This is a genomic window from Ruegeria sp. O11 (assembly GCF_056535285.1).
This window is the reverse complement of the sequence record NZ_JBQERS010000016.1, coordinates 1-22,007: the sequence shown is the minus strand read 5'-3', so window position 1 is coordinate 22,007 and position 22,007 is coordinate 1. Positions and strand designations below refer to the sequence as shown.

At 53.6% G+C, this 22,007-nt stretch carries 22 protein-coding genes, 1 pseudogene and 1 riboswitch; of the genes and pseudogenes, 16 read left to right on the top strand and 7 right to left on the bottom strand.

Going from position 1 to position 22,007, the window contains the following annotated elements:
• Positions 1-192: 192 nt before the first annotated feature.
• The 3 genes from ACRZ91_RS19720 (at position 193) to ACRZ91_RS19710 (ending at position 3,118) form a co-directional block, all read left to right on the top strand.
• Positions 193-1,422, top strand: coding sequence for an AGE family epimerase/isomerase (locus ACRZ91_RS19720; protein ID WP_480908012.1), 1,230 nt, complete (start codon positions 193-195; stop codon positions 1,420-1,422).
• Positions 1,423-1,565: 143 nt separating this feature from the next.
• Entirely contained in the window at positions 1,566-1,808 is a 243-nt protein-coding gene (locus ACRZ91_RS19715; RefSeq protein WP_170543934.1) for a hypothetical protein, read from the top strand.
• A 32-nt stretch (positions 1,809-1,840) separates the two neighbouring features.
• A complete protein-coding gene (locus ACRZ91_RS19710; RefSeq protein WP_480908010.1) occupies positions 1,841-3,118 on the top strand; it encodes a hypothetical protein in 1,278 nt (425 codons plus the stop codon).
• 314 nt (positions 3,119-3,432) lie between these two features.
• Here ACRZ91_RS19710 and ACRZ91_RS19705 read toward each other — a convergent pair whose 3' ends face one another.
• Complete coding sequence (locus tag ACRZ91_RS19705; protein WP_480908008.1) at positions 3,433-4,908, bottom strand: aminotransferase-like domain-containing protein; 1,476 nt, start codon at positions 4,906-4,908, stop codon at positions 3,433-3,435.
• A 637-nt stretch (positions 4,909-5,545) separates the two neighbouring features.
• Between ACRZ91_RS19705 and ACRZ91_RS19700 the strand changes: the two genes are divergently transcribed.
• From ACRZ91_RS19700 to ACRZ91_RS19685, 4 genes are all read left to right on the top strand, one after another.
• On the top strand, positions 5,546-6,046 hold the full coding sequence (locus ACRZ91_RS19700) for a TRAP transporter small permease subunit (RefSeq protein WP_170543928.1): 501 nt from the start codon (positions 5,546-5,548) through the stop codon (positions 6,044-6,046).
• Positions 6,047-6,112: 66 nt separating this feature from the next.
• Positions 6,113-7,162 carry a TRAP transporter substrate-binding protein gene (locus tag ACRZ91_RS19695; protein ID WP_480908006.1) on the top strand — a complete coding sequence of 350 codons (1,050 nt, stop codon included), beginning with the start codon at positions 6,113-6,115 and terminating at the stop codon, positions 7,160-7,162.
• A 161-nt stretch (positions 7,163-7,323) separates the two neighbouring features.
• Positions 7,324-8,631: a TRAP transporter large permease gene (locus ACRZ91_RS19690; protein WP_010441630.1), complete on the top strand. Its 1,308-nt coding sequence runs from the start codon at positions 7,324-7,326 to the stop codon at positions 8,629-8,631.
• 13 nt (positions 8,632-8,644) lie between these two features.
• A complete protein-coding gene (locus ACRZ91_RS19685; protein WP_010441631.1) occupies positions 8,645-9,055 on the top strand; it encodes a universal stress protein in 411 nt (136 codons plus the stop codon).
• Between the two features lie 70 nt (positions 9,056-9,125).
• Here the strand turns inward: ACRZ91_RS19685 and ACRZ91_RS19680 are convergent, their stop codons facing one another.
• Positions 9,126-9,425, bottom strand: a complete 300-nt coding sequence (locus tag ACRZ91_RS19680) for a CcdB family protein (protein ID WP_010441632.1) — start codon at positions 9,423-9,425, stop codon at positions 9,126-9,128.
• The gene (locus ACRZ91_RS19675; protein WP_480908003.1) at positions 9,425-9,655 is read right to left on the bottom strand and encodes a type II toxin-antitoxin system CcdA family antitoxin; all 231 of its coding nucleotides are present in this window, start codon (positions 9,653-9,655) and stop codon (positions 9,425-9,427) included. Before ACRZ91_RS19675 ends, ACRZ91_RS19680 begins: the two co-directional genes overlap by 1 nt.
• A 176-nt stretch (positions 9,656-9,831) precedes the next feature.
• A riboswitch (TPP riboswitch) is annotated at positions 9,832-9,937 on the top strand.
• Positions 9,938-9,969: 32 nt separating this feature from the next.
• Here ACRZ91_RS19675 and thiB point away from each other — a divergent pair.
• Genes thiB through ACRZ91_RS19660 form a run of 3 tightly spaced genes read left to right on the top strand, consistent with a single transcriptional unit; the run spans position 9,970 to position 13,152 of the window.
• Positions 9,970-10,950 carry a thiamine ABC transporter substrate binding subunit gene (gene thiB / locus ACRZ91_RS19670; RefSeq protein ID WP_480908001.1) on the top strand — a complete coding sequence of 327 codons (981 nt, stop codon included), beginning with the start codon at positions 9,970-9,972 and terminating at the stop codon, positions 10,948-10,950.
• Complete coding sequence (locus ACRZ91_RS19665; RefSeq protein WP_480908000.1) at positions 10,926-12,473, top strand: ABC transporter permease family protein; 1,548 nt, start codon at positions 10,926-10,928, stop codon at positions 12,471-12,473. Before thiB ends, ACRZ91_RS19665 begins: the two co-directional genes overlap by 25 nt.
• A complete protein-coding gene (locus ACRZ91_RS19660; protein ID WP_480907998.1) occupies positions 12,460-13,152 on the top strand; it encodes a thiamine ABC transporter ATP-binding protein in 693 nt (230 codons plus the stop codon). Before ACRZ91_RS19665 ends, ACRZ91_RS19660 begins: the two co-directional genes overlap by 14 nt.
• Here ACRZ91_RS19660 and ACRZ91_RS19655 read toward each other — a convergent pair.
• From ACRZ91_RS19655 to ACRZ91_RS19640, 4 genes are all read right to left on the bottom strand, one after another.
• Positions 13,140-13,619: a putative molybdenum carrier protein gene (locus tag ACRZ91_RS19655; RefSeq protein WP_480907996.1), complete on the bottom strand. Its 480-nt coding sequence runs from the start codon at positions 13,617-13,619 to the stop codon at positions 13,140-13,142. The genes ACRZ91_RS19660 and ACRZ91_RS19655 overlap by 13 nt on opposite strands.
• 17 nt (positions 13,620-13,636) lie before the next feature.
• Positions 13,637-14,572, bottom strand: coding sequence for a 4-hydroxyproline epimerase (locus ACRZ91_RS19650; protein ID WP_480907994.1), 936 nt, complete (start codon positions 14,570-14,572; stop codon positions 13,637-13,639).
• Positions 14,563-15,522: a dihydrodipicolinate synthase family protein gene (locus ACRZ91_RS19645; protein ID WP_480907992.1), complete on the bottom strand. Its 960-nt coding sequence runs from the start codon at positions 15,520-15,522 to the stop codon at positions 14,563-14,565. Before ACRZ91_RS19645 ends, ACRZ91_RS19650 begins: the two co-directional genes overlap by 10 nt.
• Before the next feature lie 91 nt (positions 15,523-15,613).
• The gene (locus tag ACRZ91_RS19640; protein WP_480907990.1) at positions 15,614-16,216 is read right to left on the bottom strand and encodes a helix-turn-helix domain-containing protein; all 603 of its coding nucleotides are present in this window, start codon (positions 16,214-16,216) and stop codon (positions 15,614-15,616) included.
• A 145-nt stretch (positions 16,217-16,361) separates the two neighbouring features.
• On the opposite strand from ACRZ91_RS19640, the gene glyA reads away from it, so the two are divergent.
• From glyA to gcvT, 6 genes and pseudogenes are all read left to right on the top strand, one after another.
• Positions 16,362-17,615 carry a serine hydroxymethyltransferase gene (glyA, locus tag ACRZ91_RS19635; protein ID WP_480907988.1) on the top strand — a complete coding sequence of 418 codons (1,254 nt, stop codon included), beginning with the start codon at positions 16,362-16,364 and terminating at the stop codon, positions 17,613-17,615.
• A gap of 11 nt (positions 17,616-17,626) precedes the next feature.
• Positions 17,627-19,006, top strand: a complete 1,380-nt coding sequence (lpdA, locus tag ACRZ91_RS19630; RefSeq protein ID WP_480907987.1) for a dihydrolipoyl dehydrogenase — start codon at positions 17,627-17,629, stop codon at positions 19,004-19,006.
• Between the two features lie 14 nt (positions 19,007-19,020).
• Positions 19,021-19,965 carry a lipoyl synthase gene (lipA, locus tag ACRZ91_RS19625; RefSeq protein WP_480907985.1) on the top strand — a complete coding sequence of 315 codons (945 nt, stop codon included), beginning with the start codon at positions 19,021-19,023 and terminating at the stop codon, positions 19,963-19,965.
• 25 nt (positions 19,966-19,990) lie between these two features.
• The gene (locus tag ACRZ91_RS19620; protein ID WP_029621957.1) at positions 19,991-21,364 is read left to right on the top strand and encodes an alanine/glycine:cation symporter family protein; all 1,374 of its coding nucleotides are present in this window, start codon (positions 19,991-19,993) and stop codon (positions 21,362-21,364) included.
• 78 nt (positions 21,365-21,442) lie between these two features.
• Positions 21,443-21,865, top strand: coding sequence for a universal stress protein (locus ACRZ91_RS19615; protein ID WP_010441645.1), 423 nt, complete (start codon positions 21,443-21,445; stop codon positions 21,863-21,865).
• A gap of 17 nt (positions 21,866-21,882) precedes the next feature.
• Positions 21,883-22,007 (top strand): annotated as a pseudogene (gcvT, locus tag ACRZ91_RS19610) (glycine cleavage system aminomethyltransferase GcvT); the annotation flags it as partial.

The window sequence follows — 22,007 nt, the reverse complement described above, 5'->3', positions numbered from 1 at the left end:
TCACCAATCACTACACAAAAATTGCCCTAAGCTCCTGTGGTCTGGTCAAACAAATCGGGGGTGGTAGTGTTTCCTCAAAATTAGGCATCTACCATTCTGGAAGAATTGATGCGATTGCAGCATTGAAAACCTCAATGGCGGTATTGTGAGACGCGGCGTGCACCGTCGTTTAACGCAGGTGGGACGATAAGAATGACAACTGATAAGCTACTTCCGGTCGGGCTGGATTCTGAAACAGGTTTTTGGCTGGACACGCCAGAGCACCAGAACTGGTTGATGGAACAGGCTCGTCATCAGCTTGAATTTTTCAGTGCAAGCTGCCGAAATGGGCCTGGTTTCTTTCTGCTTGATCATGACGGCACCCCCCTGCCTGGCGAGGTGCAGGAACTGCACACGACCACCAGAATGATCCATTCTTATGCCTTGGGTCATCTCTTCGGATTTAAGGGTGCCGAAAAGATAGTTGACCACGGTATGGCATATCTTGAGCGCTATCACCGAGACGCGGAATTTGGTGGATTTTTCTGGGCGCTGGAAGGTGACCGCGTCGTTGATGATCGCAAACTGGCTTACGGGCACGTCTTTGTTCTTCTTGCGGCGGCGAGCGCAAAGCAGGCAGGTCATCCGGGCGCGGACAGGCTCATGACTTACGCTCGAAAGGTTCTGGATACACATTTTTGGGACGAAGAAGCGGGACTGTTTTGCGACGAATGGAACAGAGATTGGACGCCGTTCTCCGACTATCGCGGGATGAATGCAAATATGCATGGTGTCGAAGCCCTGCTTACCGCTTTTGAAACAACAGGGGACAAGGTGTATTTATCCCGTGCAGGCCGCATTCTGGATTTCTTTGTCGGCAGAGTCGCACCCAAAGAAAACTGGCGATTGCCAGAACATTACACGAGCGACTGGCAGATTGATCGCGCATATGCGGGCAATCCGATGTTTAGGCCAGCCGGTACAACTCCGGGACATTCGTTTGAATTGGGACGGTTGCAACTGCAATATTGGGATCTGTCGGGTCGCCCGAACACCGGCGCACCGCATTCTGCGCGTCAGTTGATTGAACAGGCCCTGCGTGATGCCTGGCTTCCCGGCGGAGGCATCGCTTATACGTTGGACTTTGATGGACAAGTTTCAAACGAGAACCGGTTCTGGTGGCCTGTAACCGAAGCGATCAGTGCCGTCGCTGCATTGATCAGAATTGATAGAAAAGCAGAAGATGAGCGCTGGTACAGAACTCTCTGGGGTTATGCGAATGAACGATTTGTGGATCATCAAAACGGCGGCTGGTTTCCGGCTGTGGACGAAAACGGCAAGGTCGTAACATCCATCTTTAACGGGAAACCAGACATCTATCATTCCCTACAGGCCTGCCTGTTTCCGTGTTCAGGTCGCCTATCGAGAATGCTGCCGTTTTGACCTGCCAATCCCTGTCATTCAAAAGCGTGCAGAAGCCCTTCAATTGAAGAATCGGGGAAAATCTGGTAATGTAGGCATATTCAACATCATCTGACGACCCGCCAATTCGGATACGTTTCCAAACGAACGGATAGGAGAGATGAATGGCAAATCAAGCTAGCAAAAAGCACAGTACCCGCAAAGGAAATGTCGAGGTTCGACCGCAACCGTCTGCCCATTCCGCTTTAGGTGAAAGAGCAGAAGCATCGGGCCTGATGACACCCCAAACTCTTAGTGAACGCGACGAGAAGGTTTCAAAGGTTCGCCGAAAGGGTGGTCCGCCATTGGAGGAAGACAACTCTGCCAGTTCTGCAAGCGAGGCGGACCCAACCGAATTGGATTACTGACACATTTTGACATTACTATTACGGAGGCTGCCATGCCCTCGACCCATCAGCCAAGGATATTCAACACAGTAAATCTAACAGATTTTGATACAAACGGGCAAACGTCGACAGTCGGCGAGCCCACAGTCTCAAACAACGGAAATCAGATACTGGCCACTGGAAACTGGTACGCCAGCCGGTCATTGGATGGTGGCCAAAGCTGGTCGCATATGAGCCCCTTCACCTTGTTTCCGCCAGCAGATGGAGGTTTTTGCTGCGATCAGACCACCATTTATGACCCAAGCCGGGATTTATTGATCTGGCTGCTTCAATATATCGAACAGAACGGGACCAACACATTACGTGTTGCGGTCAAGCAAGGCCGCACACTTGGAAATGACAACTGGAACCTCTGGGATTTCACACCGGCGGGAATTGACCCATCGTGGAACGGCGAATGGTTTGACTACAACCATGTCTCTCTTTCAGAAAACTACCTGTATGCAGGAACCAACGTGTTCTCGGCCAGCAGCAACCTTTTTAGGAGGTGCGTCATATTGCGAATATCGCTGGACGAACTTGCAGCTGCCGCTGGATTATCTTTTGACATATTCGAAACGCAGCACAATTTCTCACTACGTTGTGTTCAGGGTGCGCGCGGTTCGATGTACTTCGCCAGCCACAATTCGAACTCGCAAATCCGCGTGTTCAGGTGGCCAGAGAACTCACCGGACGTTGATGAATTCGACATCGATGTCACTCCGTGGTTTGCGGGCAGCTATTCCGCGCCTACGGTTGGAGGCGGCGACTGGATGTCCAGGACCGATCCACGCATAATGGCCGGTTGGTTAGGGCGAGGCACGATGGGGTTCATGTGGACAGCCAACCAACAAGCCAACAGGCCAAACCCATTTGTCCGGACCGTTCGCATCGACGAAGCCACAATGTCCCTGATCGACGAGCCTGACATCTGGAATGATCAGATCGCGTTTTCCTACCCCTCTACAGCCGTCAATCGGTTCGGCGACGTCGGGCTGTCGATTTTCGCCGGTGGTGGCAATCTGCATCCAAGTCATGTCATTGGTACCTATGACGATATAGATGGAGTTTGGCGATTGTCCCTCGCCCGGCAAGGAACGCATACGCCGTCCTTGGGCAAATGGGGTGACTACACGAACTGTGCCGAGATTGCAGATGACGGGTTTACCTGGCTTGCCGCTGGCTACACGCTGCAAGGTGGGAGCACGCAAAGCGACATCGAACCAACAATGACTTGGTTCTCACAGCAGCGCTATGACGCGCCTCGACGTCATCCTCCTGCAATAGTCTAACCAACTAGATTAGTTTCAAAAGATTGGATCATACCATGCATACAGCGATGAAATCACAAGGAATAAAGTCTTTTTTGCGCCAAGAAGGACCGTGGTTGTTGAGTGCATTCGTCATAGCCGACTTATTTTATAAATGGGGCTCATTTGCATTGGAATGTGTTGGCTTCTTACTGACATGGTACGCCCTAAGCTGGATCTCGAGCCTGCTTGTGCGGGTCTTCACGGGTGAAAACTCCGCTCTCGGCGATTAAACTTACCGAACTCCTACACACAGACTTCTCGGGATCAGCTTGGGCTTCATTTCAAACAAGCCTTCACATACCCTGCAACTCAGTCACGACGTTGGATAACAGCTCAATTCCTTGCGGGATTAACCCCGGTTGGATTGATGAGACACCAACCCGGAAATGATGCTTCCCTTCCGCTGCCTTCGAGAAACACGGTCCAATCGGCTCTACGATTACGCCCCGTCTGAGTGCTGCATCACAGATTGTCTTAGCCTCGAGTTTTTCATCGGGATCGGCTAGAACGAAAACAGTACCACCGAATTCACCTGCTCTCAGAAAGCTGGGTAACCGCTCACGAATCATCGAGTCTGCCAAATGCCAGCGTTGTTGATAGTTCTGCCGCACACGGCGTAGCAAACCGTCGTAATATCCTAACCTGATGAACGCGGCGGCAGTATGTTGCAGTATCATGGGTGGGTGGCGCATCATCATGCCCCGACAATCTCGCGCTGCATCGATAAACTCAGGCGCTGCTGCCAGATACCCCAGTCGCAAACCTGGCGAGAGCCCCTTGGATAAGCTGCCCAGATAGATTAGGCGGTCGGTATCATCCAGGCTCCGCAGTGGTAGAAGCGGTGAATGACGATAGTCCACATCGCATTCATAGTCGTCTTCGACGATGTAAAAGTCATAATCTTCAGCAGCTTGCAACAGTGCGCGCCGACGGCGTTCAGACAACGTGACTGTGGTTGGGTGTTGACGGTTCGGCGTGATGAACACCAGATCCGCACCGCGCAGGCGCTCGTCAACAATGAGACCTTCCTCATCCACGGGTTGAAAGCTCACCTTACCGAAATTGGCCTGAAGAATCTTGCGAGCATCCGGATAACCCGGATCTTCCATTACCGCAGTACGTTCACGCCCGCCAAAGAGCAGGCTGGTTATAAAAAGCCCATTCTGTGAACCCAATGTAATCAGTATCGATTCACTGGGCTCGAAAATTCCCCGCCGTGGCAAAATGCGTTGCCTGACCTGTTCGACAAGTTCTAGGCTGTCATCATAAAGTCCATCTGCAGACCAGATCTTGAGGTCTTTTCGGTTCATTGCCAGCCGGGTGCACTCACGCCAATCCGCAACTGGAAACACACCATCATCGATCTGATTACACACAAAGGGATAAGCGTATTTATACCAGTCTATTGGGCGCGGGATTGTCTCAATCTCTTCAGTACGACGCAGTTTGTTCAGTTTCTGGCTAATTGATGTAGCGGGCCTGGTATTCGACCGGCCAATCGCATCACTGTCCGTTCGTATCCCGCGGTCAGAACACACAAAATAGCCGGATCTTGGCCGTGCCTCGATCAGTTGTTCTTCCTCAAGCTTACGATAGGCTGCGACAACCGTATTAATAGAAACATCTAAATCCCGCGCCAACACGCGGCAGGACGCAAGCTTCAGACCGGACGGCATCAAACCTTCAAATATGAGCCGCGATATCTGCGAGACAATTTGGTCACGCAAGCCGCTGGACTGAGATTTATCAATACTCAATCGTTGTGTCATATCCTACAGGGTCCCAGTCACAGTTTCCGCCGCGCGACTTGCAAACTGTATCCTTGTTTTCAAGTGTTCCTTGCGAAAGGCAAAAGGCAAGTTATGCCCAATCGTCGCTCCGGAATCGCAGTCGGAAACAGGTGATCTGATTACGAGTCGATTGATGATAACTCAAAAAGAAACTTCCACCAACTTCATGTAATAAAAGCGCTTCTACCAAAACGTGACTTCAATAAGTGTCCGGTAGGTGGGTATGTTCACCCGCCATCAGTATGCGGTCAGATACAAATCGTGGCGATCACCGAACGCCTCGCGCGATACAATCTGTACCCATTATTACAAGCAACTGTATCTTTCTCAGCGGTACTCCATCGCGTTTGCTGTAGCGATCCGGAAGGCTCCGCACTGAAACTAGGAGTAGTTCGGATCGTTCGATGCGATAAGGGAGGGAGACCGTTCGCATGGTTTTGCATGAGTGGAATACGCGTCAACACTCTGAGATGAGCTTCAGCCAACGACTGCATGGTATACGTCTGAGTTAGCTACCTTTGAACTTTGTCGCCAGAGACAGAGACAGAGAACATCGAAGTTACACTCGGAATTTTTGAGGGAGAACCATATCCATGAAAAACACAGTGAGGTCGGAATGCTGATGCGCGGATTGGAAAAACTGACAAGCGCAATCTCAGAGGTCATGGGCCGTATCGGTTGGTTCCTGATCTTGTATTGCATGGCATTTGGTGTGTCGGATGTGTTCATGCGCTACGTACTCAACGCACCGTCACAGTGGATTGGAACCACTTTGCAGGCAGCAATGGTATTGTTGGCCTGTACCGGAGGTGTTTACGCGCTGCAGCATGACAGCTTTGTCAAACTTGACCTGTTCTACGCAAATGCAAGCAAGCGATCAAAAGCGATCTTGGACGTCCTGACGGCGCCGATCGCTATTCTGTTTCTGGTCGCCTTGATCTGGAAAGGATACGAGGCCGCGTCATTGTCATTGATGCTCAACCAGAAAACTCCGACATCTATCCCGATCCCGATCTATCCAATCAAGTTTGCCATTCCGCTTAGCGGTGTCATGGTACTTTTGGTGGTCTTGAAACACTTGCTCCGCGATCTGCAAACGATCTTCGGGCGGGGCTAAGGCCGTTTGCCCGATTACTCATAATTTCACGAAAACAAACTGATCCACTAACGAGGAGGAACTAACATGAAACCAAACTGGTTTATGCATACCACGATGTGGGCGGGTGCCTTTGCGGTGACCGCAAGCATAGCCGTCGCTCAGGACGGGCCGCCGGATGAAGTCACTGAATGGACTTTCCAGCCCGCGTTTGACCAGACCGATGCTGGCTGGGACAACGGCCTGATCCCTTGGGTTGAAGCTGTTGAAAAAGCGACCGAAGGCACCGTTAAAATCCGCGTTGAGCCCGCCGGGGCACTGGTCAGTGGCGCAGAGGCCTTTGGCGCCGCCGCAGCTGGTTTGACCGACGGCTATGCCGGATGGGGCTCGGTCTATGGTGGCGATATGCCCGAAGGCATGCTGGCCTTTGGTATGGCCATGGGCGCCAACAACACCGAAGAAGCCTGGGAAGTGATGTGGGGCAACCCTGATTATCGCGTAGGTGACATCGTTCAGGAAGCGGCGCATGCCCGTAACCTGCATTGGGCTGGTTGGACCAATCAGGGCCCGAACGCGATGTTCACCAAGTTCCGCGTCGAAAAGATGGAAGATCTGGAAGGGCACAAAATGCGTGCCGGTGGTCCTCAGGCCATCTTCCACTCGACCATGGGCGGCGCACCGGTTTCGATGAATGGCGGAGAAATCTATACGGCCATCAAACTGGGCACGATCGAAGGCACATACTGGGACACTGGCGGCATCGACGACATGTCGTTCCACGAAGTGATCGATTATGCGATCATGCCCGGCTGGAACCCTGCCCAGCATCAGGAGATCTTTATCAACCTGCAAAGCTGGAATGCCCTGACCGACTGGCAGCGCGAAAAGATCGATGGCGTCTTTGAAGAAACCTACTTCGAAACCAGCCGCATGCATGCGGAAGGCGTGGAAGAGGCGCTGCAGATCCTGCGTGATGCCGGTGGTGAAGTGATCGAGCTGAGCGACGAAGAAGTTGCTCGTATGCGCGAAAAGTCAATTGCCGAGGTGTGGCCGCAGGTTGCAGCTGCTTCGGATGGCAACGCCAAAGGCGTCGAAATCTTCAAGAAGTTCTTGGAAGACAAGGCAAACGCGCAATAATCCTGCGCCGCGTGAAAGCTCACGCATTGCTTAAAACACTTCTGCTGGCCCGACTGTTGGGCCAGCAGATTAGATAGGCGCATGCCAGCGTTCAAAAGATTGCAGGCAAGCAACCTGACATAGACCGCGCGAACGGCCACTAGGTAAGGAAACTAAAGATCATGAGCCTCGAACTAATCACAGCGCTGTATTTCTTAATACTGTTTGGGATCCTTTTTATGGGCCTGCCAGTTGCGTTCGGTCTTGGCGGAACAGCAGTGCTGTTTGCCTTAGTTTTTGAACCCCGCGCGCTGCTTTCGGTACCAAGTGCCTTCTATTCAACACCCTGGAACTCGGTTCTGGTAACAGTTCCCCTATTCCTGTTTATGGGCTCACTGATAAGATTTTCCGGGATAGCCGAGACGGCCTATGATGCCGTGTACAAACTGATTGGCCATATTCATGGCGGTCTCGCCATGGGCACGGTACAGGTTTGTACGGTGTTTGCTGCCATCACCGGCATCACACCTCCGGCAACGACCACAATGGGTCAAATCGCTTACCCGTCAATGATGCGCTATAAATATGATCGCCGTATCGCGATTGGCTGTATCGCGGCTGGCGGTGCGTTGGGCGCACTGATCCCTCCCAGCGTTCCGTTCATCTTTTATGGTTTGCTGGCCAAGGTTTCGATCGGTGATCTGTTCATGGCAGGCCTCTTGCCGGGCCTGATGCTGGCGACATTCTATACGATCTATATCGGTGTACGCTGCAAAATTCAGCCTGAACTGGGCCCCGCGCTGCCTGCAGATCAGAAATTTACCCGCGCCGAAAAACTGACCGCAGTTCTCAGCATCTGGCCATTTGCACTGCTGATCATCATCGTTCTGGGTGTCATCTGGGGCGGAATCGCGACCCCTGCCGAAGCTGCGGCATTTGGTGCAGCAGGTGCGTTTGTCATAAACCTGATCTACGGAAAGCTGACCTGGGAAGTTTTGAAGGAATCGCTGGTTTCCACTTTGAAACTCAGCGGCATGGGTCTGTGGATCCTGATCGGTGCAACTGTCTATCTGAATGTGTTCAATACTCTGGGCAGCCAGGACCTTTTGACCAACCTGGTACTTTCCATGCCGGGCGGCAGCACAGGCATCCTGCTGATGATGATGCTGATCATCCTGGTTCTGGGTATGGTGATGGACGATTGGGCTATCATCATGCTGTGCACCCCGCTTTTCATCCCGATCATTGACGAGTTGGGAATCGACAAGCTGTGGTTTGGTGCATTGTTCATCGTGAACATCCAGATCGCCTATCTGACACCTCCGTTTGGTTTCGTGCTGTTCTGGATCAAAGGGGTGCTACCCAAAGATGTCAGCATGGGCGACGTCTACAACTCGGTTGGCCCGTTTGTTGTGCTGCAGTTTGTTGGTCTGACACTAATCTTCATCTTCCCGCAGATCGCAACCTGGCTGCCAAGCATCTTGAAATAATTCGGAGGTTCCGATGTATAACCATATCCTCGTTCCAGTCGCACCCGATCACATCAACGACTGCTCCTTGTCTCTGGATGCTGCAAGCCGTCTGCTGGCAGACGGAGGGACCGTATCGGTGCTATCGGTTCTCGAAGAACTTCCTTCGTATATCGGCTCGTACTTTCCTGCGGAACAGGTTCAGAAAAGCGTTTCAGAGTTTGAAGAAAGACTGGGCACAGCCGTGGAGGCTTCGAACATCAGTACGCATGTCGTGACCGGGCATCCCACAAACTCGATCCTCGATTGGGCTGAAAAGCACAAAGCGGATTGCATCATCGTGGCGTCGCATCAACCGGGTCTTTCGGACTATCTGATCGGCTCAACGGCTGCACGTGTTGTCCGGCATGCCCAATGCAGCGTTGTTGTACTTCGTGGAAAATAGGACCGAAGACCAATAACCTACCGCTTCTGCAAATTGTTGATGGCTGGCCTATTTGGCCGGCCATCGCTTTTCAGAAGCCTTGCATCAGCATATCGACAGCAACGGTAATTTTTTCAAACTCGTCAACGAGATTCCCTACAGGCGACTTGAGAACCCCTGTCGGAACAGCGGCCATAAACTGGGTCACCATGACAACCGGTTCATCCATAATCATGAACTCTGGGTTAAGACGGGTTGCAGGTTTCGGCGCGTACGATTTCGGCAATAGGGGTACGACCACACGTGTGTTCAAATCGCTCAGAAGATCCGATTGGACATCCAACAAGAAGCCATCGCCAGAGGGGTTGGGAAACACATCGTATTTCGGCATCAGAACTGACGAAACCGCTCCAGGGGCAATCCATGCTTTTCAACATAAGAGTTGGAGCTTTGCAGAGCTTCGGCGTTCTCCGCTTGCCATTGCTCTGCCTTGGCTGCCGCCACGGCTACACGAACCCCCTCTTCCGCGGCCCGCGAAAGGTTCACTTTCAGTTTTCGAGCCTCGGTAAGCAAAGCGGGATCGAGCGACAGATTGGTCGGTTTCCGTGCTTGGACATTCATATAATCAACCTCCTCATAAGCAAATTTAACACCATATATTATGCGCGTCAAATATGCGTATAAAAACGCGCATCAATTTCAACATCAAACTGAACGATGAGTCGGCAAAAATCGACATGCTGCAGGCTTGAAGCTCAGGATTTTGGTTGTATTTGCGCTCGTGTCACCCTAATCACAGCCCTACCTCGGGGTGCGCGCGATACTGCGCTGAGATGTCCACTGGCAAACCCGTTGAACCTGAACCGGCTAGAACCGGCGGAGGGAAAGGTACAGGTTTTGTCCATCCTTACCCTCTCGCCGCATTGGAGGATGATATGAAACATCTGGCAATTGCTGCGGGAATACTGACTGCAACATCGGCTGTTGCAGCCGACAAACCACAGTTGACCGTTTATACGTATGACAGCTTCGTCTCGGACTGGGGCCCTGGCCCGAAAGTCGAAGAAGCATTTGAGGCAGTATGTGACTGTGACCTTAATCTTGTGGGTGTCGAAGACGGTGCTGCCCTGTTGTCACGCATCCGTCTTGAGGGTGAGAACACCGATGCAGATGTTGTGCTGGGGCTAGATACCAATCTGATCGCCGCCGCCAAGGAAACCGGCTTGTTTGCCCCTCATTCGGTAACCGCTGATTACGCGCTGCCAATCCAATGGACCGACGATACTTTCGTTCCTTTTGATTGGGGTTACTTTGCCTTTGTTCACAACGCTGATGCGTCAGCGCCCGCCAATTTTCGGGAACTGGCGGACAGCGAGGCTAAAATCATCATTCAAGACCCACGCTCATCTACGCCGGGTCTGGGCCTGCTTTTGTGGGTCAAGGCGGCTTATGGTGATGAAGCCCCGGCAATCTGGGCTGACCTTTCCGACAACATCGTGACTGTGACCAAAGGCTGGTCCGAAGCTTATGGGCTGTTTCTCGATGGCGAGGCTGACATGGTGTTGAGCTACACAACATCCCCTGCCTATCATCTGATTGCCGAGGAAGATGCCAGCAAAGCAGCTGCAGCCTTTGACGAAGGCCATTATATGCAGATCGAAGTTGCGGCAAAATTGGCTGGCTCGGATCATTCAGAATTGGCCGACCAGTTTTTGAATTTCATGGTTTCCGACGCGTTCCAGCAGATCATCCCGACAACCAACTGGATGTATCCAGCCGTCACCCCGTCCTCGGGGCTGCCCGAAGGTTTTGACACTCTGGTCGTTCCTCAGAAATCTCTGATATTTGATCCCAGCGACGCTGCAACCAAAAGAGATGAGGCATTGACGGAATGGCTGGGCGCACTCAGTCAGTAAGCTCATGGCCAGGTATCAGCGCGGCGGTCCTTGTCGCCGCGCTGATATTGGGAACTTTGGCCACCGTTGGCTTACGTGCCGAAACCAGCGGCGGATTCAATCCCTCTGACTGGGCGGCACTGCGCTTTACGCTTTTGCAAGCAACGCTCTCTACAGCGTTCAGTTCTATACTGGCCATCCCAGTGGCGCGTGCATTGGCGCGGCGGCGGTTTCGTGGACGACGGGTATTGATAGCGCTCTTGGGGGCGCCATTCATCCTCCCGGTGATCGTCGCGATATTGGGACTGCTACAGGTATTTGGCCGCTCTGGATGGATCTCGGATGTTTTGGGCGTATTTGGCCTTCCCCCAATCCAAATTTACGGGTTGCATGGTGTCGTTCTGGCCCACGTGTTCTTCAATCTCCCTCTAGCAACGCGGCTGATTTTGCAAGGATGGCAGGAGGTTCCAGCAGAACGATTTCGTCTTGCCGCACAGCTTGGATGCGATGGGATGGCAATGTATCGTTTGATCGAATTGCCCATGCTGCGGCGCGTTTTGCCCGGCGTGCTGGCCGTTATTTTTGCCATCTGCCTGACCAGTTTTGCCGTTGCTCTAACGTTAGGCGGCGGCCCGCGCGCGACCACGATCGAACTCGCTATTTATCAGGCGTTTACATATGATTTCGACCTTGGCCGTGCAGCGCTGCTATCCGCATTGCAACTGGCCCTGACCGCGGCTGCCGCACTGGCGGCCCTGAAGTTTTCGAGAGGGGACGGCTTTGGGGCGGGCCTCAACCGTGCAATCCGCCGTTGGGATGGTGGAACGCCTTTGTTGGACGCGTTTTGGATTATCGCCGCAGCAACATTCCTACTTTTGCCATTGGCATCTGTGGTGATTTCAGGCGCATTGGGACTGTTCGAACTACCCACCCTAGTGTTTCGCGCAGCCGCCACTTCGATCCTCGTGGCCACCATCAGCACCATGCTTTTGTTGCTGCTCGCGGTGCCTATGGCTGTTTCTGCGGCGACCGGAAGGTACGGCATCGTTGAACTGTGCGGCATTCTCGGCCTCGCTGCATCACCACTGGTTATCGGCACCGGTCTGTTTATTCTGATCCGCCCTGTCGCCAATCCAGCTATGCTGGCCCTTCCCGTCACTGCACTGGTTAACGCCGTGATGGCCTTGCCTTTCGCGCTTCGAATACTCGTACCCGCTGCGCGCGACACGATAGAACGGCACAGACGTTTGGCCTTGTCTTTGGATATGAACAAACGCACATTTTTCACCCGCATCATAGTGATGCGTCTTCGCCCACAAATCGGTTTTGCTGCAGGTTTGGCTGCTGCCCTGTCGATGGGTGACCTTGGCGTTATCGCATTGTTCGCTGATGCGCAGATCGCAACCCTTCCATTGCAGATTTATCGCCTTATGGGGGCCTACCAAATGCAAGCGGCTGCGGGCGGAGCGTTGTTGCTGCTTCTACTTTCGATGGGTGTGTTTTGGATACTAGATCGTGGAGGGCGTTGGCATGCTGAAGCTTGATGAATGCATCATCTCGAACGGCAGCTTTCTGCTGAATGCCGATTTTGAAATCGAAACCGGAGCCAAGGTCGCGGTCATTGGCCCATCTGGCGCAGGGAAATCTACGTTGCTGGAAACCATTGCCGGATTTCGGGATTTGAAGGCCGGGCAGATGCGCTGGAATGACCAAAGTCTGACCACACTGTCTCCGGGAAAAAGACCGTTTGCGATGCTGTTTCAGGACGGAAATTTGTTCCCGCATCTGACCGCAGCCCAAAATGTTGGCTTGGGCATCCGCCCGAATGGGCGCTTGTCAGATGAAGAAAAGGAAATGGTAAGGACGGCCTTGCATCGCGTTGGCCTACCGGAAATGGGAACCAGAAAACCTGCCGAATTGTCCGGAGGACAACAGAGCCGGGTCGCGCTGGCTAGAATATTAGTTCAAAATCGAGATGTCTTGTTGCTGGACGAACCCTTTGCGGCCCTTGGTCCTGCGCTAAAGGCCGAGATGTTAGATCTGGTGGCGGATCTGGTGGCTGAGACCGGAACAACGCTGCTTATGGTCAGTCATGATCCTCAGGATGCGCTTCGGATAACCGAGCAAACGGTATTTATTACGGATCAGGTTGCACACGCACCTGTTGCAACCAAGCAGCTATTTGAAAATCCACCTCCAGCGCTGCGTGATTATCTGGGGTAGGCAAATTCATCTAGACAACCCTCAAGTAGATCTCGCACCTGCACATCCAGACCGGGCGCCTCTGACCCGCGTGGACCGGCAATGTTCAAGACTTCAACCGGATTTGTGCGCAACCAATCCCGCAGTTTTTGTTGGCAAAACTCCGTTCCCTGCCTGACATCAAGCACCAGGTAAGGCTTTCCGGCCTCCCTTGCAAAAACAACTGTTTGTTGCGTGCCAGGACTGTCTGAACCATTCACAACTATCAGAGTTGCATCGCTGGACTGAACGTTCAGCTTTGTCCGCTCGATCACTTCCGGTGAATGGGTCTCGACCAATCCAGCGTACTCAACAGAGATCAGACCGGCCTCGTTTGTTCTGCCTTTTGGAACCCAACCACCATAAAGGATATGGTGCTTTCGTGCGAAATCCAGTGCAGCCAAATCAACGCCCGATTGCCCACCCGCCACGATTTTGGAAACAGACATTCATTTCTGCCCTTTGGTTACGGTCTGATTATTCCGGTTCGGAACGGATCGTCCTCAGCAAAGATCAATGTGCTTTCAGCCATCACGTATGCTTGCCCGGTTAAACTTGGAACAACACTCCCACCCTTTCCGGGTTTATAGAACAACCGGTAGCTGCTTCCGATCACACTCTCCTGCACAATTTCTTCTCCGGCTTGCAGTTGCCCGCTGGCCGCCAGACAAGCCAAACGCGCCGAACTGCCGGTGCCGCAGGGTGAACGGTCATAATCGTTATCAGGGCATAGAACAAAGTTTCGGCTGTGGACCCCTTTATTCGGAGACTTGCCTTGCAAAATAACATGGTCGACAGGCTCGCCATTCTCACCGCCAACACCATGGGAGATACAGGCTTCGCGGATAGCAATGGTAAAGTCAGTCAATGAACGGATGTTTGCAGGTTCAACAGACATTGGGCTCGGGTCGACAATAAAAAACCAATTGCCGCCATAAGCTACGTCTCCGGTCACTGACCCGTAGCCGTCGACATCAATAGTAACCGCCTGACGCACCCGGCGGCTTTCGATATTCGTAACCTCAACGGTGTTTGGGTCCTTCAGGTCAATCACCACTTCTCCTGCAGGGGTTTCGATCCGGTGCACACCGACTCCGATCCGACCCAAATGAGCCAGTGTCACACCCAGACCGATCGTGCCATGCCCGCACATTCCCAGCACCGCATCAGCGTCAAAATAGATAACGCCCGCGGCACAGTCCGGGTTTACGGGCTCCACAAGAAGTGCACCAACCATTCCGGGCTGGCCACGCGGCTCTAGCAGAATGGATTTGTAGAACTGCTCGTGCTGCATCGCCAATCGTTCTGCCCGCTCTGCCACCGAGCCAGACCCCAGATCGGGACCGCCATCCAGAATGACACGCGTTGGCATTCCCCCGGTATGGCTGTCGATCACATGCATTCAGCAATGACCCCACCCTGTTGGACCCAGTCGTTGAACCAGTTGCGGAAAAGTTCATACTGCTGTTCGCAATAGTTTCGCTGCGCGTCAGACAACTCGTCTGTTTCGTTGAAATGCAGACGGTATTCATCTTCGCCATTCAAAACCAGAAGATGTTTATAATACAGAACGAGGTCCGTATCTTCGTCAAAACTGGCCAATACGCCAAACGCCTCATCCAATTCGCGTGCGCGCAGGCGGGCTTCGGCGTGACCAGTCGCGGCTTTCTTGGCCAGTGCCGCCAGCAGCAGTGCCTCTTTCGGCAGCGCCGTGCCGATCCCGGTAATTGACCCTGTGGCTCCACAATTTACGAAACCGTGATAGACCTCGGTGTCTACACCGACCATTAACGTAACTTGATCGTCCTTAGACGTAATGAATTCGGCAGCATATCTCAGATCGTCTTTGCCTCCGAATTCCTTGAAACCGACCAGATTTGGATGTTCGGCCCGGAGTGCGAAAAACAAGTCAGCGCGGGTCGCAAAACCGTATACTGGGCTGTTATAGATAATCGCTGGTACGTCGGGTGCTGCTGATAAGATGGCTTTGAAATGGTTCTTTTGTGCCGCGATCGACGAGCCACGCGAAAGAACACGTGGAATCACCATCAGACCTGATGCGCCCACTTTCTGCGCATGAGCTGCATGCGCGACCGCTGATTTTGAGTTAATGGCACCTGTGCCAACAACCACAGGCAATCCAGCATCAACCAGCCTTTCAACGCCTTCCATCCTTTGCGCATCCGTTAGCAAAGGCCAATCGCCCATCGATCCACAATACACCACGGCAGACATGCCGGCGTCGATCATCTCTTTGCCCTTTTTGACCAAAGCATCGAAATCCGGCGCCCGATTAGGCAGGCAGGGTGTCATTAATGCAGGCATCGTGCCGGCAAAGATATTTTGTGTCATGTGCTTCTTCTTTTGTTCGGATTGAGAGTGCTCAAATTCTAATTCCGTCCCAACAACAACGCGGTTATCAAAACAAACCGTCACATCGGTTTCACTCGAGCGATACCCACAACACCCGGGCATCTTCTTTGCTGGTTGAGATGCATCCGTGCCCCATACTGCTGTCGTAATATAGTGAATCCCCAGCTTTCATGGGCAATGGTCGATAGTGTTCGGATACAAACGTCAACTCGCCGCTGATTACATACATGAACTCTTCGCCACTGTGCCTGATCCAAGTATCATACTCTGAAATATCTCTGGCTTTGATCGTCGCGATATAGGGAAGCATCCGCTTGCTTGTGAGCTCTGTGCACAGAAGCTCATGCAAATAGGTAGGTGTGTTCTTGATTTCACCCTCACCCTTGGCGGTGAAATCGCGTCGCCCTGATATGCCGGTCTGTCCTGACTGCAGGAACAGTTGAGGCGTGCTCATACCCAGTGCCTGTGTCAGCCTTCGCACGATGTCAAAACTAGGTCGCGTTTGATTGTTTTCAATTTTCGAAAGCGTGGATCGACCGATTCCCGCTGCCCGACCAGCCTCTTCCAAAGTCCAGCCTTTTTCACGACGCGCATCACGGATCGAGCGTCCTAGTACAGCTCCATCGCCCAATTCATCCGGTCCAGAAGTATCATTTGGGTGGTCCTCAACCATATAATTCTCCCCTTTTTCTGAAGGTTAAAGGTTTCCACAACATCCTACAACTTTCCTGTTGCTAAATATTTGTTGCCTTATCGGTACATTTTCCACTATAGGAAACTTAATTTCCTTTTTGGGAGCATGGTCGATGGAGGAGATAATGTTCAAAAAGTCGCTCATTGAAGCCGATCCGGTCATCGCGTCATCGATTGCGCGCGAAGGCAAACGCCAGGCTGAACAGATCGAACTGATCGCTTCTGAAAATATTGTCTCTCAGGCTGTAATCGATGCACAGGGTTCTGTGCTGACCAACAAATATGCCGAAGGCTATCCTGGCCGCCGCTATTATGGTGGATGCGAATATGTGGATGAAGTCGAGGCCGAAGCGATCGAACGGTTGAAACAATTGTTCGGTTGCGAGTATGCAAACGTCCAACCCCACTCGGGTGCACAGGCCAACGGGGCTGTCAAACTGGCGCTGCTTAGCCCTGGCGATACCATCCTTGGCATGTCGCTGGATGCTGGTGGCCACCTGACTCACGGTGCAAAACCTGCCCAATCCGGCAAGTGGTTCCGTCCGGTCCAGTACGGACTGACCGAAGCCGGGCTGATTGATTATGATCAGGTTGAAGCACTTGCCAAAGCCGAAAAACCCCAACTGATCATTGCAGGCGCATCGGCCTATTCGCAAAAAATTGACTTTGCACGCTTCCGCGCCATCGCGGATGAAGTTGGTGCTTGGTTGCTGGCCGACATGGCCCACATAGCAGGGCTTGTCGCGACAGGTCTGCATCCCTCGCCAGTTGGCCACGCCCACGTTGTAACATCAACCACGCACAAAACCCTGCGTGGACCGCGTGGCGGGGTTATTCTGACCAACGACGAAGCGTTAGCAAAAAAGATGAACTCAGCCGTTTTCCCCGGCTTGCAGGGCGGCCCTCTGATGCATGTGATTGCAGGAAAAGCCGTTGCATTTGGAGAAGCACTGAAACCCGAATTCAAAGAGTATATGAAGCGTGTCGTGGATAGCGCGTCAGCATTGGCGAATGTAATGATAGCGCGCGGCTGCGATATCGTTTCGGGTGGAACCGAAAACCACCTGATGCTGGTCGACCTGCGCCCAATCGGCGTAACCGGAAAAGACGCTGAAGCTGCGCTCGAGCGTGCAGGCTTCACTTGCAACAAAAACAGCGTTCCGGGTGATCCCCAGAAACCAACGATCACCAGCGGCATTCGTTTGGGCACCGCAGCTGGCTGCAGTCGGGGTTTTGGTCCGGAAGAGTTCAAGCAGATCGGTCACCTGATCGGCAAGGTATTGGACGCATTGGCCCAATCGCCGGACGGGGATGAAGCCGTCGAAAAGGAAACCCGCGAAAAAGTCCGCGCCCTTTGCGCAAGCCACCCGATCTACTGAGAGAAGACCAAATGACTTACGATCTTATTGTCATCGGGGGCGGACCAGGCGGCTATGTCGCCGCGATCCGCGCGGCTCAATTGGGCATGAAAGTAGCGTGCGTTGAGGGCCGTGGTGCGCTCGGCGGGACTTGTTTGAATGTGGGGTGCATACCCTCCAAAGCGTTGCTGACCTCCTCGGCCAAATATGCCGAACTTGCACATCTCTCCTCCCACGGTATTGCGGTCGAGGGGGCCAGCATCGATGTAACAGCGATGATGGGCCGCAAGGACAAGATTGTAGGCGACCTGACCAAAGGCATCGCGTTCCTGTTCAAGAAAAACGGCGTCGATCTGATCGAGGGGTGGGCCAGCATTCCCACCGCCGGGCAAGTTAAAGTTGGAGAAGATGTCCACACAGCCAAGAACATCCTGATTGCCACGGGCTCGGAACCCACCCCATTGCCGGGAATCGAGATAGACGAGCTGGACATCCTCAGCTCAACAGGTGCGATCGCATTGGAGACGGTTCCCGAACATCTGGTGGTGATCGGTGCAGGCGTTATCGGTCTGGAGCTGGGGCAGGTCTGGGCACGTCTGGGCGCTAAGGTCACGGTGGTCGAATATCTGGATCGGGTGTTGCCCGGAATTGACGGTGAGATTGCCAAACTGGCGCAGCGCGCCCTGTCCAAACGTGGATTGAAGTTCCAATTGGGTCGGGCGTTGAAATCGGTCGACAAAACGGATGCAGGTCTGACCCTGACCGTGGATCGCGTTGGCAAGGACAAGGAAGAAGTGATTGAGGCCGACAAGGTGTTGATCGCTGTCGGTCGCCGCCCCGTCACCCGAGGGCTTGGCCTAGAGGAGCTGGGCGTGGTTGTGAACCAACGTGGCGTCATAGAAGTTGACAGTACATTCCAGACATCAGCGCCAGGCATTTACGCCATCGGTGACTGCATTCCCGGTCCAATGTTGGCACATAAAGCCGAAGAAGACGGCGTTGCCTGCGTTGAAATGCTGGCAGGCGAAGCCGGGCATGTCGATTACAACACCGTGCCGGGCGTTGTGTACACAGATCCCGAGGTCGCCTCAGTAGGATTGACCGAAGAAGCGCTGAAAGACGCCGGAGCCGAGTATTCCGTCGGCAAATTCGCCTTCATGGCGAACTCGCGCGCGCGCTCGACCGGAGAAATAGACGGTGCGGTGAAAGTACTGGCAGACACTAACGGCAAGATTCTGGGCGCGCATATCTGTGGCGCTCATGGTGGCGATCTGATCGCAGAATTGGTGTTGGCGATGACCAAGGAGGCAACCGTGTCCGAAGTTGCTGCAACCTGCCATGCGCACCCTGCGATGGGTGAGGCTGTCAAAGAAGCCTGCCTCGACGCCCTAGGCCGCGCGATTCACGCCTAAACCGGAGCCGCCAGATGACCATCCAGCTTCGTCCCCGTCACCCGGAAAAAGCCAAAAAGGCAGATAGCGTTATCCCACGCAAACCCAAGTGGATTCGCAAGAAAAAGGTAGAAGGTCCCGAGTTTTATGAAACCCGCCGCCTGATGCGGGACCACGATCTCGTGACGGTCTGCGAAGAGGCAGCCTGCCCAAATATGGGTGAATGCTGGTCTAAGCGGCACGCTACCATGATGATTATGGGCGAAGTCTGCACGCGTGGCTGTTCATTCTGCAATGTCTCAACCGGGCGTCCCGATGCCCTGGATGTTTTCGAACCTGGTCGGGTGGCCGCAGCGGTGAAGAAACTGGGCTTGCGTCATGTCGTCATCACATCTGTTGATCGCGATGACCTAAACGATGGCGGGGCTGAGCATATTGCACAGACAATCCGTGCGGTCCGCCATCAGAACCCTATCACAACGATCGAGGTTCTGACCCCCGATTTTCTGGGTAAGGGAGAAGCTGCAGAAGTGGTGTTTGAGGCTGCTCCGGATGTGTTCAACCACAATCTTGAGACTGTTCCGCACCTCTACCCAACTGTACGCCCGGGTGCGCGTTACTATACTTCGCTACGGTTGCTGGACGATGCCAAACGCGCAAATCCCGAAGTTTTCACCAAATCCGGTTTGATGGTCGGATTAGGTGAAACGCTGAATGATGTCCGACAAGTCATGGATGATCTGCGTGCTGCAAACGTCGATTTCTTGACAGTCGGTCAATACCTGCAGCCGACGCCGAAACATCACCCGATCGACCGATTCTGGACTCCGGAAGAATTCGCCAAACTGGAACAAATCGCGCGTTCCAAGGGCTTTTTGCACGTGTCAGCAACCCCGCTGACCCGTTCGTCGTTCCACGCGGACGAAGACTTTGCCGCCCTTAAGCAAGCCCGCCAGCGGGCCATCGCAAACAGGGCATAAACCTGACGCAAATGGGAGGGAAACCATGGAAGCGTTAAATTCAATCGTAGGGGCTATTAATAGCGTCGTGTGGGGGCCGCTAATGCTGGTCCTCATCCTCGGCGTTGGCTTCTTCCTGCAAGTGGGGCTGAAGTTCATGCCGATCCTGCGCATCGGCACAGGCTTCAGCCTGCTGTTCAAAGGCCGTGAAGGTCAGGGCGAAGGGCAGATCAGCCCGTTCAACGCGTTGATGACCTCGCTGTCGGCGACAATCGGTACGGGTAACATCGCCGGTGTGGCCACTGCTGTCTTCCTGGGCGGTCCGGGCGCCTTGTTCTGGATGTGGATGACCGCCCTGGTGGGCATGGCCACCAAATATGCCGAAGCTGTCTGCGCCGTGAAATACCGCGAGAAAGACGAGCTGGGCAACTATGTCGGCGGTCCGATGTACTACATCAAAAACGGTCTGGGTGCGAAATGGGCCTGGCTGGGCGTTGCGTTCGCTCTGTTCGGAGCTGTCGCAGCCTTTGGCATCGGTAACGGTGTACAGGCCAACGGTGTCGCCCAGGTTCTGGAAGCGAATTTCGGTTTCAACACCTCGGTCACCGGTGTTGTTCTGATGGTTCTGACAGCAGCCGTGATCTTGGGCGGCATCACCCGGATCGGTGCAGTTGCCGGTAAGTTGGTTCCGTTCATGGCAATCGCCTACATCATCGCGGGCTTGCTGGTACTGCTGATCAACATCGGCAACATCGGACATGCGCTGTCACTGGTCTTCACCTACGCCTTCACCCCCTCGGCCGCCGAAGGTGGTTTCGCGGGTGCCGCTGTTTGGGCTGCGATCCGCTTTGGTGTGGCACGTGGTGTCTTCTCGAACGAAGCGGGTCTGGGTTCCGCTCCGATCGCGCACGCCGCAGCCGAGACCAAAGGTCCGGTCAACCAGGGCCTGATCGCGATGCTGGGGACGTTCATCGACACTATCATCGTTTGCTCGATCACCGGTCTGGCGATCATCTCGTCGGGTGCATGGACGTCTGGTGAATCCGGTGCCGCTCTGACCAGCCACGCGTTCGAGCTATCGTTGCCGGGGATCGGTGGATATCTGATCGCCATCGCTCTGTCGATCTTTGCCTTCACCACCATCTTGGGCTGGTCGTTCTACGGCGAAAAATGTGTCGAGTTCCTGCTCGGCGTCAAATCGCTGATGCCTTACCGCGTCCTGTGGATTGTCATGATCTATTTCGGAGCGACCGCGGATCTAGGCTTCATCTGGCTGCTTGCCGATACGCTGAACGCCATGATGGCTATCCCGAACCTGATCGCCCTGGCGCTGCTGAGCCCGATCGTCATCAAGCTGACGAAAGAGTTCTTCGCTTCGGGTGGCAAGTCCGAAGAGCCAGGTGGCACACCAGCCGAATAAACCTGGATAAACATACCCCGGGGGCCAGAGTGGCCCCCGGGCTTTGAAACAGATTTCTATATCTCGAGGAGAGACGTGATGGCCACGAAAATCCTGCTGCCAATTGATCACACCGACGACCGCTCATGGAAGAACGCCCTGCCGCTCGCGCTGGAACAGGCAAAATTCTATGGTGCTGAATTGCACGCAGTGGCCGTTATCCCCGAGATCATCCAGCTCCCTAACCTGCCTGCCAACTATGGTGCGGGTGCCAAAGAGCATGTACGCAACGCGATTCAGGCCATTCTGGATCACGGCAATGCCGGTGACGTTCCGGTACATGTCGAAGAAGGCAGCGTCTACCGCGAAATCCTGAAGCTTGCGTACAAGGAAGGCTTCGATCTGATCGTCATGGCATCGACCAAAGGCGATTTCCCGAATTATGAGATTGGCCCGAACCTGTCACGTGTCGTGCGTAACGCGCATTGCACTGTAACAGTCGTTCGTGACCAATCCCGCTGATTAGAAAGGCTCTGGCTATGGGCGAGATTAAACGCACGCCTCTTCACGCTTTGCATGTTGAGTTGGGTGGTAAGTTGGTTGATTTTGCTGGGTGGGAGATGCCTGTTCAGTATCCATTGGGGATTATGGGGGAGCATAAGCA